Here is a 14,144-nt window from a genome sequence, read left to right as displayed (position 1 = left end):
GACGCCGGGGCTTTGTCGTTTTAGGCTTCCCGTAGAGCTTACGGCGTTACCGGAGTAGTTACACGAGTAAGCTCGCCATCCGAATTCATCGTGACGGAAGCGGTCACACGGCCGCCCATCTCTCCACTCACGGTAAATTCCGAGACGTGGAGGTGGCCGGTCCACGTAATAGTCTTGGCCGGAAACTGGAGGATGATCTGGACGGGAATCGAGTCAATCGACTCAACGGCCTCAAGCCAATCGTCAACGGCTTCCTGAGCGAGAACGCCTTCGCCGGAAACCTGAGCGGACAGGCTGGCGACGTCGCGGCCAAGCCACGATACTGCATCCGGGTCATCGCAATCTGGAATCTGAACGTCATTCAAGTCCTTCGAAAACTGGAGGGACTTGGAAGTAAAGCCGCAAGGGCTGGTATAGGTCGTTGTGCCGCCGCTGGTCTTACCGAGCTGAACGACAAAGCGACCAAAGCGTACTGTGGTCGGTTTCATATGGAATTCCTTCTGTTGCTAGCAGAAGGCAGCTTTTGGCGAGGCGCGAATCGTCAAGCTGATAAATGACGGTGGAATGAAAAGGCCGATTCAAGAGGCCGTCAAAAATTGGTATGTGACAGTGAAACGGATTCACTCACGGACCTCACTAAAAATGGCCAAGGCTTCTATCGAAAAGATTTTGGAATGGAAAAATCGCCGTGGAGAGAACTCTGTAGCAGTGGCGGAACTTGGCGGACTTCGCGACGCTTGGGAGGGCAGAAGTCGCGAGTTGGCCGTGTTCGCCGCCTTTGTTCCAATGAGAATTGTCACGATCATAGAAGTGTTTGTCCACGACAAAATCCGCGAATTTGTTGATTGCGGCGATTCATATCTGGAACGCGCTGAACATCTAGCGAAGGATTTGAAAGTTGATTTCGCTTTTCTACGCCAACTTGCGGGTCGCAAACTATCGGTTGGCGACATAATCAGCCATTCCATTTCGACTAACAATCTCGCGCAGTTGATCGACAATTTCAAAAAAATAATTCCCAACTTCGAAGAAAAGCTACGGAACTCCCGCACGATATGGATCGAGGATACGGAGCCGCAGGAGCCGATTATAGCCGACTATAATCACATGAAGGCACAGCTCTCCCGCCTGTTCGAGATACGCCATATACTAACTCATGAGCTACCGACCGAGGTCCCGTTTCGCATCGCCGAGATCGCAGGCTTTCTTGAAGCGGCGACTGAATTCATCGGCGCAACAGAGTGGGTCTTAATAGGAGAATTGCATGGTCCGGTCCCCCGCACACAAACGGAAATGAACAGGCAAGCCGTCTCCGAGGTTAAGGACCTTGAGCGCGAGATCGAAATCCTAATGAAGAGGATTATTTCGCGTAACGACACCGACCTTCGATTGCTGGATCGAAGTCAAGAAGCATGGTGGAATTTTGCCAACGCGGAGGCGGAATATCGAGCTTCACTTGTGGCTGGAGGTACGTTGCAGCCGGTTGTGCGGGCAGGCTCACTTGTGACCGAAAGTCGCCGTCGTATTGAAACCTTGCAATGGTGGGCCGAAAGGGAAGAAAGCGATCTTTGAATTGAGAGTTTTCGCTTGTCATTTGATCTTGCGCGCCGTGCCGTGCGCCTCAGCCAATCGGTTATGTCATCAGGATTTATTTGCGCCTAAATCATTGATTTTATTGATTGTTGGCGGAAGAGGTGGGATTCGAACCCACGGTACGGTTTCCCGCACGCCGGTTTTCAAGACCGGTTCCTTAAACCACTCGGACACTCTTCCAACTATTTGATATCGAAGAGCTTTATTCTTCAATATCCGATGCAGGAACCGTAGCGTCGCGAAGCAATCAGCGATCATTCCGGTTTCCGACTTGCGCTTATAGCGACTTGCAACGCTGCGTCAACTTATTCGGTATCGTCAGCCTCCATTGCCGGCGCATCATGCGAATGGGCAAGTCGAGGAAATATCTCGCAGGTGAGGCTAACCAAGTTTGGATGATGATTTGATAGCGTGATGAAAAGTCGGAATTTGGATTGTGAGACCACATCGCTTCTCGAGAGGCATCCAGGCCATTCAAAAGCGCTTGCCCAAGCTGGCAAAATAAAGGGGTTCGGCGACCTAAAGCGGCCGAACCCCTTTCGCCAGGTCAGGGGTCAAATCTGACTGAAGCAAGCTAATGATAAGTCAAGCTTAGTGTTTGTCAATTATCATCGCCTAAATCATCCGACCTCTTCATTTCGGCAAATCAAAGGCGCGGGCAAATATTCCTGTTTGCCGCCTTGCTCTCATCTATTCAGTTCTTCGCAGATCGAGATTCATTTAGATCAATAAGTTGGGCGGCTTTGTTAAAGAAGGGGCCAGCAGCGGATTCTACAGTCCAGCGGAAGGAATGCTCCTTCCAGTGCCGTTGATCGGATTGAGCATCCTGGAAATCCGTCGTGTGGGGCTAATTGTCTGCTGTGCTTTCACCAAAATTTGTAGGAAAAGAGGCTCCCAAACTCCGCGCTTTTTATAAACCGTTCGGCGTCGACCAATCTGGATACCGCCCTCGCCCATGACACTTGACGATGATTCCCTTTCCCTCGGCGCCAAGCCCCTCACGGGTGATGCCCTTGCTGCCTTCTTCAGTCGGGACGCTGTTATAGTCGCCGCCGAGCTGATCGGAGCGCGCCTGACGGTCGCGGGCATCGGAGGGCGAATCGTCGAAACGGAGGCCTATCGACCGGATGATGCGGCATCCCACGCCTATAACGGGCCGACATCGCGCAATGCGGCCATGTTCGGGCCGGCCGGACATGTCTACATCTATCGGTCCTATGGCATTCACTGGTGCCTCAACTTTGTCTGTATCGGCGCGAGCGCCGTGCTCATCCGGGCGCTGGAGCCGGAGAGCGGCATCGAGGAAATGATCCGGCGGCGAGGCCTTGCCGATATCGTTTCGCTTTGCAACGGCCCGGGAAAGCTTTCGCAGGCCTTGGCCGTCGACATAGGGCTCAACGGCCGTTCACTGGATACGGAGCCGTTTTCGTTTACGCTTGCGGAATCGGTGCCGATCGTGGCGGGCAAGCGCATCGGCATCACGAAGAACATCGATCCCCTTTGGCGTTTCGGCGCTGCGGGCTCGCGCTTCGTCAGCCGCCGTTTTGCGTGATCGAACAAAAACGGCCGCCGGGGTGGCGCCCGGCGGCCGTGAACCACGCAGTGAAACTGGAAAGGCTGCGCGGCTATTCCATTGCGACGCTGTGGTCGACTGCCGGCGGTGCCTTTGGCTTGCGCAAAAGCACCAGCAGCGGCATGGCGAAGATCGACATCAACATCAGCAGTTTGAAGTCGTCCATATAGGCGATGATGGTCGCCTGCGTCGTGATCATGCCGTCAAGCGAGGCCCTGCCGACTGCCGTGAGCGGGCTCACGCCCTGCGCGGCAGTGAGGTCGAAATAGCGGTTGAACGGCGTGACATAGGCGGCGATGTTGGCATGGTTGACCTGCGTGTTCTCGGTGATCAGCATCGAGACGACCGAAATGCCGACGCTGGAGCCGATATTGCGCGAGAGGTTGTAGAGGCCGGTCCCCTCGCCGCGCATCTGCGCCGGCAGCGTCGCAAAGGCGATCGTCGTCAGCGGCACGAAGAGGAAACCGAGGCCCGCCCCCTGGACGAAGCCGACTGAAATCAGCGTCCATTGCGAAACATCCGGCGTCCAGCCTGTCATGTCGTACATGGCCCAGGCGGTCAGCGCGAGGCCGATGAACAACAGCCAGCGCGTGTCCACCTTGCCGATCAAGCGTCCGACCAGGAACATGCAGAACATGGTACCGAGGCCGCGTGGCCCCATGACGATACCGGCGGTCACGACGGGATAGCCCATCAATGTCTGCAGATACGGCGTCATTAGCGCCAGCGAAGCCAGATAGGTCACGCCGACGATGAAGATGAACAGGATGCTGACGGCAAAGTTCTGGTCCATGAATAGCCGCGGATTAACGAAACTTCGCTCGGCCGTGAACATGTGCACCAGGAAAAGATAGAAGGCGCTGACGCAGACAAGCGCTTCGATGATGATCTCGCTGGAATAGAACCAGTCCAGCTGCTCGCCGCGGTCGAGGAAAAGCTGCAGGCCTGCGATCGAGATCGAAAGCATGCCGAAGCCGAACCAGTCGAGCTTGGCAAGCGCATCGAGTTTCGTTTCCGTCACGTAGACGACGATGCCGAAGAAGGCGAGCGCACCGATCGGCACGTTGATGTAGAACACCCAGCGCCAGCTGATATTGTCGGTCAGCCAGCCGCCGATGACGGGACCCAGCACCGGTCCGACCATGACCGAAACGCCGAACAGCGCCATGGCGCGGCCGCGCTCCTCGACATTGTAGATATCGAGCAGGATACCTTGCGACAAAGGTACGAGCGAAGCGCCGAACAGGCCTTGCAACAGGCGGAAGCCGACAATCTGTATCAGCGATTCCGACAGGCCGCACAGGACCGAGGCAACGACGAAGCCGGCGATTGCGACCAGCAGCACGCGCTTGCGACCGAATTTGGCAGAAAGAAAGCCGGAGGGCGGCGTCATGATCGCCGCTGCGACGATATAGGACGTCAGGACCCAGTTGATCTGGTCGGCGCTGGCAGAAACGTCGCCCTGGATATGCGGCAGCGCTACATTGGCGATGGTAGTATCCAGCGCCTGCATGATGACGGATAGGATGACGCAGGCGGTGATCGCGCCGCGATTGGCGATGGGCGCTGCGGGCGAAGCTGTGGTGGTGTTACTCATGATCCTGACCGCGGGAATGGCCCAGCAGGTTGGCGATGAAATCAGGGAGCCCCCGGGCATGGCCGGTGTCGACACCGGCAACGACGCTCATCCCGACGCGCAGCGGAGGCTTGCCTGCCGTGTCGTCGATATTGATGATCATCGGTATGCGCTGCACGACCTTCACCCAGTTACCGGTCGTGTTCTGCGCCGGCAGAAGTGAGAAGCTGGAACCGGATGCCGGCGCAATGCTGGCGACCGTGCCCTTCCAGGTCACACCCGGATAGGCATCGATCGAGATGTCGACCTTCTGGCCGGGCCGGACATAGGTGAGTTCGGTTTCCTTCGGGCTGGCGTTGATCCATAGATGCGTGGTGGAAACCAGCGAGAATCCCGGCTGGGATGCCGTCAGATAGGCGCCGACCTGCAGCGATGGAACATTGGCGGTCACGCCGTCGAAGGGAGCTTTTACGACGGTATCGTCAAGCTCGCGCTGTGCATTGTCGACTGCAGCCTTCGCCTGCAGATAGAGCGGGTTCTGCTCCGGAGGCAGATCGGCAGTGCCTTCGCCGCCCAACTGGGCGAGAGTCGCAGCGGCTGTGGCCTTTGCGACCAATACCTTCTGCTGCGCGGCTTCGAGATTGTGTCTGGCCTGGTCGAGAGCCGCTTTGGAGGCGACCGAATTGGTGATCAGGTTCTGCTGGCGGTCGAATTCCGTCTGATAGTACGGGATGTCGGCCTGCGCCTGCGCAATTTCCGACAGAGATTGCTTGTAGCTCGCCTGCAGGTTCAGGATCTGGTTCCTGGCATTGCCGAGCTGCGCTTTCGCGCCTTCAAGGGCGATGCGGAAGGAATCGGGCTTCAGGCGGAAGAGCACCTGCCCTTTCTTCACCACCTCGTTTTCATGCACGTCGACCGAGATTACCGTGCCGGAAACGTCGGTGGAAACACCGACCATATCGGCCTGGATGTAGGCATTGTCCGTGGACATGATCTGCCCGCCGGTGACGTAGTAATAGCCGCCGATGACGAGCGCGATCGGAAGCAGCGCAAACAGGACTGGTCGCGTCATGCTACGGCGTTTGCGCGGCGTCTCCGGGGGCGCTACCGGTGCGGCCGGCGCAGCCGTCGAAGGCTGGGACGCCGGGTTGGAGGATGGAGCCTCAGCGACGGTAGCTTGATTTTGTTCGGAGGAGTTTGCGTTCGCGGGTACGCGAAGCGGGGAGGATGCGTCAGCCATGTTGTAACTCTTTGTCGACTGCCTTTGAACGGCAGGCGCTAACCAGGTTCGATTTCATAAGGGTAAGCAATTCATAGAGGCGCTCTTGATCTTCCGGAGAAGCGCCCTCGAGCGCCTCCTTACGCGACTGTTCGCCGATGCTGCGCATGGCGTCCATCAACGGCCGAGCCTCTTCGCGCATATAAAGGAGCCAGCTGCGCCGATCATTCGGATGCTGCCGGCGCTCCACCAGCCCCCGTTCGCTGAGCTTGTCCAGGATACGCACCAGCGTGATCGGCTCGATTTCCAGAATTTCGGCCAGTCCGGCCTGATGGATACCTTCATTGTTTGCAAGATAGGCAAGGGTTTGCCACTGCGAGCGCGTCAAGCCCAAATCCTTCGCACGCTGCTCGAATCTCTTCCGAAGCAGTCGCGCAACGTCATGGATGAGAAAACCAACGGTGGGGGTCGAAATCATTGTATGGGGAGCCTGCTATTCATAAGCAACCTTATAATTGTTGTTACGTATAGTAAGCGCCCATGTGATACAAGAGGGTGAGCGTTCAACAAATAGCGATGGTCAACATGTCGCAGGGAGTGTCACAAAGACGCAGCAGCAGGCTTCGGTTGTAGCGCGATGCATATATGCCGCAATTCCTGGGCGCAGGCGCTCCCAGCAGTTACCAATTGAAAAGGCGCGAACGAATCGTCCGCGCCTTTTCGGCAGTTTCGCAGCTGCGGTGGCGCGTGGGGCTCGTCCACCGGTCGAGAGTTCGCCCTGACTAGCGTCGGCTCAGAAGGCCGATCAGATAGCCGATGCCGGCTGCGGCCGCGACCATGAAGATCGGCTCTTCGCGAACTCTCTCGCGCAACTGCTCGGTGATCTCCTGGGCTTCCTCCGCGACGACAGATTTCGCTCCCTGCCCCACTGCCGCCACGCTTTGTGACAGCTTTGCCAGATCTTCGCGCAATGCTGCGACCTGGGCGGCAAGATCCTCCATTGCCGTTTCCGTCTGGGCTCGTGCCGAAGAGGACTGGGCGGAAGCTGATTTTGTCTCTGCCATCGTATGCTCCTTGAGTTTCCGTGTTGCTAGAACGCTGCCACTTCTCAAAGGTTCCGGCATGGCAGCACCTCATCAGGCGATTTCCCCACTGGCTCTTCAATTCCGGTTCGGATTGTTCTAAGGAACTCCGATTGTTTCGCCTGCGGGCGAAGACTTGATGATGACGAGGTTTGCTTTCCGATGTTCGACGTGCTGAGAAAAATCGCCCAGACCTGGGTTGCCAAGGGTTTGTTGCTTCTTCTTGCGGCAGCCTTCGGCGTGTGGGGCGTCGAGCGGTCCCTCATCACCGGCGGCAACAGCACCACCGTCGTTACGGTTGGCGACCAGCACATCGACACCAATGAGTTCCGCCTCGCCTACCGCCGCCAGATCCAGGCGATCAGCCAGCAGCTGCGCATGCAGATCACGCCGGAACAGGCGCGTGCCTTCGGCATCGGTCAGCAGACGGTCGCCCAGCTCGTCGCCGGTGCGTCGCTCGATCAGCTTGCCGCCGACATGAACCTCGGCCTCTCGCAGGATCGCCTTGCCAAGCTCATCGGTGATGATCCGGCCTTCAAGGCTGCGAACGGCGCATTTGATCGTCAAAAGTTCGATATGCTTCTGCGCAACAGCAACATATCGCCGGATGACTACATCAAGGAGCGCAGCAAGGTCGCCATCCGCAGCCAGATCGTCGAGGCTGTCTCGAACGGCTTTACCGCACCGGCGGTTCTTGCCGATGCGGTCAAGCAGTATCACGACGAGACCCGCAGCATCGACTATCTGCTGCTGACCAATGCCAATATCGATCCCGTCAAGGCGCCGGCCGACGACGTGTTGCAGAAATGGTTCGATGGCGTGAAGTCGAAATACCGCGCGCCTGAATATCGTAAGTTCGCCTATGTGAAATTGCAGGCCGAGGATATTGCCGATCTGGCAAGCGTTACCGATGACGAAGCACGCGCGCAGTTCGATAAGCGCAAGGACAGCTTTACCACACCGGCAACGCGCACCATCGAGCAGCTGACCTTCGCCAACAAGGATCTCGCCAACGCGGCGGCCGATGCGCTGAAGACGGGAACCACCTACGATCAGCTCGTCTCCGACCAGGGCAAGAAGCCGTCCGACGTGCTGCTCGGCACCTTCACCAAGGACCAGGTTCCGGACAAGACCGTTGCCGAAGCAGCCTTCGCCGTCTCCAAGGAAGGCGGTACGACCCCCGTCGTCGACGGTTCGTTCGGCCCGGTCATCCTGCGTGTGACCAATGTGAAGAACGAAACGGCCAAGAATTTTGACGAGGTCAAGGAAGATATCCGCAAGCAGATTGCGCTCGGCAACGCTGCCAATGAAATCACCAGCGTCCACGACAAGTTCGAAGACCTGCGCGGCTCCGGCGCATCGCTGCAGGACGCAGCTTCGCAGCTCAAGCTGAAGCTCGTCACCATCGATTCGATCGATCAGACCGGCCTCGATCAGAATGGCAATGAGATCAAGGATCTACCCTCGCGCCAGCAGCTGATTTCGGAAGTCTTCAAGGCCGATCAGGGCGGCAACCCCGCACCGTTGACGGTCGGCAACGACGGTTACATCTGGTACGACGTCATGAATGTCACGCCCGACCATGACCGCCCGCTCGCCGAAGTCCGTGAAAAGGCAGTCGCCGACTGGACCGCCGAGCAGCAGAAGATCGCGCTTGCCGCCAAGGCGACCGAGCTGAAGCAGGAGGCGCAGAAGGGCAAGTCGCTTGCCGACATCGCCGCGCCGCTTGGCATTGCCGTTGAAAGCAAGACCGGCATCACGCGTTCGACGGATGATCCGGTTCTGGGTCGCGGTGGTATCGCTGCCGCCTTCTCCGGTCCGGTCGATACGGCTGCAAACGCCGTCGGTGCCGATGACACGACGCAGATCCTGCTCAAGGTCACCGATGTCAACGACAATCCGACGACTGACGCGCTGAGCAACGACGATCAGCAGGTGGCCCAGATCGCCAATGCTGCCGGCGACGACATCCTCGACCAGATCGTCGGCCAGCTGCAGTCCAAATACGCCGTAACGGTCAACCAGAGCCTCGCCGAGCAGGCGATGTCCCGCTAGGCCCATACGGGAGGATGGATCATCAATGACAGAATTGAAGCCTTTCCTCGCCAAGGTCGCCAATCGTGAGGCGCTGACGCGGGACGAAGCCCGGCAGGCATTCGAAATCCTGATGTCGGGCGAGGCCACGCCGTCGCAGATCGGCGCCTTTCTCATGGCGTTGCGCGTGCGCGGCGAAACGGTCGATGAAATCGTTGGCGCCGTGACGACGATGCGCGCCAAGATGCTGCCGGTGGAAGCGCCTGCCGATGCGATCGATATCGTCGGCACAGGCGGCGATGGTTTTGGCACATACAATATCTCGACGCTGGCCGCGTTCATCGTTGCCGGCGCGGGGGTACCCGTCGCCAAGCACGGCAATCGTGCCCAAAGCTCCAAGGCCGGCACCGCCGACACGCAATCCGTATTGGGCATCAAGCTCGATATCGGACCGAAGACAATTGCTCGCTGCATTCGGGAAGCCGGTATCGGCTTCATGTTCGCGCAGCTGCATCATTCGTCCATGCGCCACGTCGGTCCCTCGCGCGTCGAACTCGGCACGCGGACGATCTTCAACCTTCTTGGCCCGCTTTCGAATCCCGCGGGTGCGCGCCGTCAGCTGCTGGGCGTCTTCGCGCCGCAATGGGTATTGCCACTGGCCGAAGTTCTGAAGGATCTGAACGCGGAAAGTGTCTGGGTCGTGCATGGTGACGGCCTGGACGAGATCACAACGACGGGTAAGACCTCCGTCGCAGCGTTGGAAAACGGCAAAATCCGTACCTTCGAGTTGACACCTGCCGATTTCGGTCTGAAGCATGCCGACCTCGCCGACCTCAAAGGCGGTGATGGTGTTGCCAACGCTGCAGCTCTTCGTGCTGTGCTTGCCGGCGAAAAGAACGCCTATCGTGACATCGCTCTTGCCAATGCGGCGGCCTCGCTGGTCATTGCCGGCAAGGCGGAAACGCTCCATGATGGCATGAAGCTCGCGGCACATTCGCTCGATAGCGGCGCCACTGCCGTTGCGCTGGAAAAGCTCATCGCCGTTTCCAACGAGGAAGGACAGGACTAGGACATCATGAGCGATATCCTTAGAAAGATCGAAGCCTACAAGCGCGAAGAGATTGCTGCTGCCAAGGCCAGGCTTTCTCTTGCCGATCTCAAGGCGATGCAGGCCGGGCAATCCGCGCCGCGCGGCTTTCACAAGGCGCTGCTCGCCAAGCAGGAATCCGGTGCTTTTGGCCTGATTGCCGAAATCAAGAAGGCAAGCCCATCCAAGGGCCTGATCCGCCCCGATTTCGACCCGCCCTCCCTCGCCAGGGCCTATGAGGCCGGCGGTGCGGCCTGCCTTTCGGTGCTGACGGATACACCGAGCTTCCAGGGTGCTCCGGAATTCCTGACGGCTGCCCGCGCGGCCTGCTCGCTGCCGGCACTGCGCAAGGACTTCATGTTCGACACCTATCAGGTGCAGGAAGCCCGCGCGTGGGGTGCCGATTGCATCCTCCTCATCATGGCGTCGCTTTCGGATGATGATGCCGAGCGCCTGCAGGACGAAGCCTTCGGCCTCGGCATGGATGTGCTGGTCGAGGTGCACGATGCCGAAGAGATGGATCGCGCGCTGAAACTGTCCTCGCCGCTGGTCGGCATCAACAACCGCAATCTGCGCACATTCGAAGTGAGTCTCACTGTCAGCGAGAAGCTGGCACCCATGGTGCCGGAGGATCGGCTGCTGGTCGGCGAAAGCGGCGTCTTCACCCATGCCGATTGCAAGCGTCTTGAAGCGGCAGGCATCACCACCTTCCTCGTCGGCGAGAGCCTGATGCGCAAGGATGACGTGACGGCGGCAACGAAACTGCTGCTGAACGGTGAAGCCGGCATTCTGGCGGCCGAGTGACATGAGCGCGCCGAAGGCCGGTCTCACGCATATCGATGCTTCAGGCAAAGCGCATATGGTCGATGTCGGCGACAAGGCCGAGACGGCCCGTAGCGCCACAGCCACCGGCTACGTCAGGATGACGCCGGAGACCCTGGCGCTGATCCGCGACGGCAATGCCAAGAAAGGCGATGTCATCGGCACGGCGCGGCTGGCCGGCATCATGGCCGCCAAGCAGACCAGCAATCTCATCCCGCTTTGCCATCCGCTCATGCTGACGAAGGTCGCCGTCGATATCGAAGAGGATGCCGCCCTGCCCGGCCTGCGTGTCACCGCCACCGCAAAGCTGACCGGCCGCACCGGCGTCGAGATGGAGGCGCTGACGGCGGTCTCGGTCGCCTGCCTGACGATCTACGACATGGCCAAGGCCGCCGATCGTGGCATGGAAATCGGCGGTATCACTCTATTGGAGAAATCCGGCGGCAAATCGGGGGATTTCCGCCATCCGGGGGCCTGACACATGAGCCTATTGCCCGTTGCCGAAGCGCAGGCGCGCCTGTTGGACAGTGCCGCGCCGATCCATCGTGTTGAAAGCGTTCCGCTCGACATGGCCGAGGGCCGGGTTCTGGCCAAGGATCTGACTGCCCGCCTGACGCAGCCGCCATTCGACGCCTCGGCGATGGACGGCTATGCGCTGCGCTTTGAGGATGCGGCACTGCCGGGTTCCGAATTGCAGGTCATCGGCGCCTCCGCCGCCGGCCATGCCTTTGATGGCAGTGTCGGCAAGGGTGAAGCGGTTCGCATCTTCACCGGCGCGCCCGTTCCGGCCGGTGCCGATTCGGTGCTTTTGCAGGAGGATGCCGAGCGCTTGGAGGGTGATCGCATCCGCACGACCTATCGCTTGCGCAAGGGGCAGCATATTCGCCCGCGCGGACAGGATTTCCTGGAAGGCGAAGCCGTGCTTCCCGCCGACACGGTGATGGATTTTTCGAGGCTTACCGTCGCCGCGGCCATGAACCATCCGGCATTGGATGTCTACCGGCGGCCGCTGGTGGCGATCCTCGCGACCGGCGACGAACTTGTGGCGCCGGGCAATGAACCGGGGCCGTCGCAAATCATTGCCTCGAACACCTTCGGCATTGCTGCACTGGCCCGCAATGCCGGCGCGCATGTTCTCGATCTCGGTATCGTTTCCGACGATAGCGACGAGATTACCGCCGCCATCGGCCGCGCACAGGTCGCCAAGGCCGATATCATCGTCACGCTCGGCGGCGCCTCTGTCGGCGATCACGATCTGGTGCAGGCGACAATGATCGCTGCAGGCATGAAGCTGGATTTCTGGCGCATCGCCATGCGTCCCGGCAAGCCGCTGATGGTCGGCAGCCTCGGCGACATGCATGTCCTCGGCCTTCCCGGCAATCCCGTCTCCAGCCTCGTCTGCGGATTGCTCTTTCTCGAGCCGTTGATAAGAAAGCTTGCATCCCTGCCTCCGATAAGGCGTGAAGGCATTGCGCGCGCTGCCGTGCCCTTTGCCGCGAACGATCAGCGACAGGATTACGTCCGCGCGACCCTGACAAAGGCAGCCGACGGCAGCTGGCTCGCCGAGCCCTTTTCGAAGCAGGATTCGTCGATGATGAAAGTCTTTTCACGCGCCGACTGCCTGGTCGTCCGCCCGCCACATGCCTCGCAGCTGGAAGTCGGCTCGCCCACTCCAGTCATATTCCTGCGGCCCGATTTGCTGGGCTGAAGGTACCCCCGAGAAAGTGCATGGCGGTTTTCCGGCTCGAAGCAGCGGGACCATAAAAGCGGACAAGCAAAAGCCGGGAGGTTTGACCCACCCGGCTCGCAATCATCAGATCGATCGGCCAACCAATTATTTCGCCGGCTTCTCATGGTGGCCGCCGAAGCCGGCGCGCATGGCGGAGAGCACCTTGTTGGCGTAGTCGTCATTGCCGCGCGACGCGAAGCGGCCGTAAAGCGCAGCGCTCAGCACAGGCGTCGGAACGCCCTCATCGATGGCGGCCGAGATCGTCCAGCGGCCTTCGCCGGAGTCGGAAACGCGGCCGGCATATTGCGAAAGGGCTGCGTCGCCATGCAGGGCGTCGGCCGTGAGGTCGAGCAGCCAGGAGGTGATCACACTGCCGCGGCGCCAGACTTCGGAAATTTCGGCGATGTCGAGATCATACTGATAGTATTGCGGATGCGAGAGCGGCGCGGTTTCGGCGTCCTTCTCGGCCGTCTGCTTGCCGATATTGGCGTGATGCAGAACGTTCAGGCCTTCGGCATAGGCGGCCATCAGGCCATATTCGATGCCGTTATGGACCATCTTGACGAAGTGGCCGGCGCCAGACGGGCCGCAATGCAGATAGCCCTGCTCCGCCGTGCTGTTCTTGGCGGCTTCTTCGGAACGCATCTTCGAAGGTGCTACGTCGCCGACACCCGGAGCAAGCGTCGCGAAGATCGGCGAAAGATGCTCGACGGTTTCCTTCTCGCCGCCGATCATCAGGCAATAGCCGCGCTCCAGGCCAAAAACGCCGCCGCTAGTGCCAACGTCAACGTAATGGATGCCCTTCGGCTTCAGCTCTTCGGCGCGGCGGATGTCGTCGTGATAATAGGAGTTGCCACCGTCGATGACGATGTCGCCCTCTTCCAGCAACGGGACGATCGCAGCCAGTTCCTGATCGACGATTGCAGCCGGTAACATCATCCAGACGACGCGCGGCTTTGCGAGTTTCGATACGAAATCCGCGAGAGACTTGCTGCCGGTGGCGCCGAGCTGCTCCAGCCCCGCGATGCTTTCCGGACGCGCATCGAAAACAACCGCGCTGTGACCGCCTCTCATCAGGCGCTGCACCATGTTGTTGCCCATACGGCCAAGGCCAATCATTCCGATTTGCATATGTCAGTCTCCTAGGACGGTTTTAATCGTTTGAATGTTCAATAGAGACATTTCGCAGCATTTTCCAATGAACAAATGACGGGCGAGCTATGCACAAGCCAGTCAGCGAAGAAAAATTCGCCCGTTCACGCATCTGTGATGTCGCTTGGTCAGACCTCCCGCTTTTCGTCATGATCGCGCTTTGCCGGTTTCGAGGAAAGCTGTATTTTGCTCTTCATTCATGTTGATGGATTTAGCATCGATCTCGGGTTCTTTGCATTATTCTCTTTAGTGCGGCGCTGACATAGAGCGTCAAAGG

At 59.1% G+C, this 14,144-nt stretch carries 13 protein-coding genes and 1 tRNA gene; 7 read left to right on the top strand and 7 right to left on the bottom strand.

Annotation, left to right across the window (positions count from 1 at the left end; translation table 11 throughout):
- Positions 1 to 38: 38 nt before the first annotated feature.
- Positions 39 to 488: a phage tail tube protein gene (locus GA0061103_RS23095; RefSeq protein WP_092715334.1), complete on the bottom strand. Its 450-nt coding sequence runs from the start codon at positions 486 to 488 to the stop codon at positions 39 to 41.
- 76 nt (positions 489 to 564) lie between these two features.
- On the opposite strand from GA0061103_RS23095, the gene GA0061103_RS23090 reads away from it, so the two are divergent.
- Positions 565 to 1,572 carry a lysozyme inhibitor LprI family protein gene (locus GA0061103_RS23090; RefSeq protein WP_092715332.1) on the top strand — a complete coding sequence of 336 codons (1,008 nt, stop codon included), beginning with the start codon at positions 565 to 567 and terminating at the stop codon, positions 1,570 to 1,572.
- A 111-nt stretch (positions 1,573 to 1,683) separates the two neighbouring features.
- Here the strand turns inward: GA0061103_RS23090 and GA0061103_RS23085 are convergent.
- A tRNA-Ser gene (locus GA0061103_RS23085) sits at positions 1,684 to 1,773 on the bottom strand.
- A 775-nt stretch (positions 1,774 to 2,548) separates the two neighbouring features.
- Here GA0061103_RS23085 and GA0061103_RS23080 point away from each other — a divergent pair.
- A complete protein-coding gene (locus GA0061103_RS23080; protein WP_092715330.1) occupies positions 2,549 to 3,145 on the top strand; it encodes a DNA-3-methyladenine glycosylase in 597 nt (198 codons plus the stop codon).
- A 73-nt stretch (positions 3,146 to 3,218) separates the two neighbouring features.
- Here GA0061103_RS23080 and GA0061103_RS23075 read toward each other — a convergent pair whose 3' ends face one another.
- From GA0061103_RS23075 to GA0061103_RS23060, 4 genes are all read right to left on the bottom strand, one after another.
- Positions 3,219 to 4,763, bottom strand: a complete 1,545-nt coding sequence (locus tag GA0061103_RS23075; protein ID WP_092715329.1) for a DHA2 family efflux MFS transporter permease subunit — start codon at positions 4,761 to 4,763, stop codon at positions 3,219 to 3,221.
- Entirely contained in the window at positions 4,756 to 5,982 is a 1,227-nt protein-coding gene (locus GA0061103_RS23070; RefSeq protein WP_092715327.1) for an HlyD family secretion protein, read from the bottom strand. The genes GA0061103_RS23075 and GA0061103_RS23070 overlap by 8 nt, the downstream gene beginning before the upstream one ends.
- On the bottom strand, positions 5,975 to 6,439 hold the full coding sequence (locus GA0061103_RS23065) for a MarR family winged helix-turn-helix transcriptional regulator (RefSeq protein ID WP_092715325.1): 465 nt from the start codon (positions 6,437 to 6,439) through the stop codon (positions 5,975 to 5,977). The genes GA0061103_RS23070 and GA0061103_RS23065 overlap by 8 nt, the downstream gene beginning before the upstream one ends.
- Before the next feature lie 304 nt (positions 6,440 to 6,743).
- On the bottom strand, positions 6,744 to 7,025 hold the full coding sequence (locus GA0061103_RS23060) for a hypothetical protein (RefSeq protein WP_075856963.1): 282 nt from the start codon (positions 7,023 to 7,025) through the stop codon (positions 6,744 to 6,746).
- A 180-nt stretch (positions 7,026 to 7,205) separates the two neighbouring features.
- On the opposite strand from GA0061103_RS23060, the gene GA0061103_RS23055 reads away from it, so the two are divergent.
- The 5 genes from GA0061103_RS23055 to GA0061103_RS23035 are packed head-to-tail and all read left to right on the top strand — an operon-like array spanning position 7,206 to position 12,694.
- Entirely contained in the window at positions 7,206 to 9,098 is a 1,893-nt protein-coding gene (locus tag GA0061103_RS23055) for a peptidylprolyl isomerase (RefSeq protein ID WP_092715323.1), read from the top strand.
- A 25-nt stretch (positions 9,099 to 9,123) separates the two neighbouring features.
- Positions 9,124 to 10,146, top strand: a complete 1,023-nt coding sequence (gene trpD / locus GA0061103_RS23050; RefSeq protein ID WP_092715322.1) for an anthranilate phosphoribosyltransferase — start codon at positions 9,124 to 9,126, stop codon at positions 10,144 to 10,146.
- A 6-nt stretch (positions 10,147 to 10,152) separates the two neighbouring features.
- Positions 10,153 to 10,968 carry an indole-3-glycerol phosphate synthase TrpC gene (trpC, locus tag GA0061103_RS23045; protein WP_092715321.1) on the top strand — a complete coding sequence of 272 codons (816 nt, stop codon included), beginning with the start codon at positions 10,153 to 10,155 and terminating at the stop codon, positions 10,966 to 10,968.
- A 1-nt stretch (position 10,969) separates the two neighbouring features.
- Positions 10,970 to 11,464, top strand: coding sequence for a cyclic pyranopterin monophosphate synthase MoaC (moaC, locus tag GA0061103_RS23040; protein ID WP_092715320.1), 495 nt, complete (start codon positions 10,970 to 10,972; stop codon positions 11,462 to 11,464).
- A gap of 3 nt (positions 11,465 to 11,467) precedes the next feature.
- Positions 11,468 to 12,694, top strand: coding sequence for a molybdopterin molybdotransferase MoeA (locus tag GA0061103_RS23035; RefSeq protein WP_092715319.1), 1,227 nt, complete (start codon positions 11,468 to 11,470; stop codon positions 12,692 to 12,694).
- A gap of 126 nt (positions 12,695 to 12,820) precedes the next feature.
- Here the strand turns inward: GA0061103_RS23035 and gnd are convergent, their stop codons facing one another.
- Positions 12,821 to 13,846, bottom strand: a complete 1,026-nt coding sequence (gene gnd, locus GA0061103_RS23030; protein ID WP_075856957.1) for a phosphogluconate dehydrogenase (NAD(+)-dependent, decarboxylating) — start codon at positions 13,844 to 13,846, stop codon at positions 12,821 to 12,823.
- Positions 13,847 to 14,144 lie beyond the last annotated feature (298 nt).

Origin of the sequence: Martinezella multihospitum (assembly GCF_900094585.1) — a bacterium.
Classification (GTDB): Bacteria; Pseudomonadota; Alphaproteobacteria; order Rhizobiales; family Rhizobiaceae; genus Rhizobium; species Rhizobium multihospitium.
Note: the sequence above shows the minus strand (reverse complement) of the source record. Positions and strands in the feature narration are given on the sequence as shown.

Bases quoted from the DNA above. Each gene is read 5' to 3' on its own strand.
- GA0061103_RS23095 (WP_092715334.1), bottom strand. From the start codon at position 488: ATGAAACCGACCACAGTACGCTTTGGTCGCTTTGTCGTTCAGCTCGGT.
- GA0061103_RS23090 (WP_092715332.1), top strand. From the start codon at position 565: ATGAAAAGGCCGATTCAAGAGGCCGTCAAAAATTGGTATGTGACAGTG.
- GA0061103_RS23080 (WP_092715330.1), top strand. From the start codon at position 2,549: ATGACACTTGACGATGATTCCCTTTCCCTCGGCGCCAAGCCCCTCACG.
- GA0061103_RS23075 (WP_092715329.1), bottom strand. From the start codon at position 4,763: ATGAGTAACACCACCACAGCTTCGCCCGCAGCGCCCATCGCCAATCGC.
- GA0061103_RS23070 (WP_092715327.1), bottom strand. From the start codon at position 5,982: ATGGCTGACGCATCCTCCCCGCTTCGCGTACCCGCGAACGCAAACTCC.
- GA0061103_RS23065 (WP_092715325.1), bottom strand. From the start codon at position 6,439: ATGATTTCGACCCCCACCGTTGGTTTTCTCATCCATGACGTTGCGCGA.
- GA0061103_RS23060 (WP_075856963.1), bottom strand. From the start codon at position 7,025: ATGGCAGAGACAAAATCAGCTTCCGCCCAGTCCTCTTCGGCACGAGCC.
- GA0061103_RS23055 (WP_092715323.1), top strand. From the start codon at position 7,206: ATGTTCGACGTGCTGAGAAAAATCGCCCAGACCTGGGTTGCCAAGGGT.
- trpD (WP_092715322.1), top strand. From the start codon at position 9,124: ATGACAGAATTGAAGCCTTTCCTCGCCAAGGTCGCCAATCGTGAGGCG.
- trpC (WP_092715321.1), top strand. From the start codon at position 10,153: ATGAGCGATATCCTTAGAAAGATCGAAGCCTACAAGCGCGAAGAGATT.
- moaC (WP_092715320.1), top strand. From the start codon at position 10,970: ATGAGCGCGCCGAAGGCCGGTCTCACGCATATCGATGCTTCAGGCAAA.
- GA0061103_RS23035 (WP_092715319.1), top strand. From the start codon at position 11,468: ATGAGCCTATTGCCCGTTGCCGAAGCGCAGGCGCGCCTGTTGGACAGT.
- gnd (WP_075856957.1), bottom strand. From the start codon at position 13,846: ATGCAAATCGGAATGATTGGCCTTGGCCGTATGGGCAACAACATGGTG.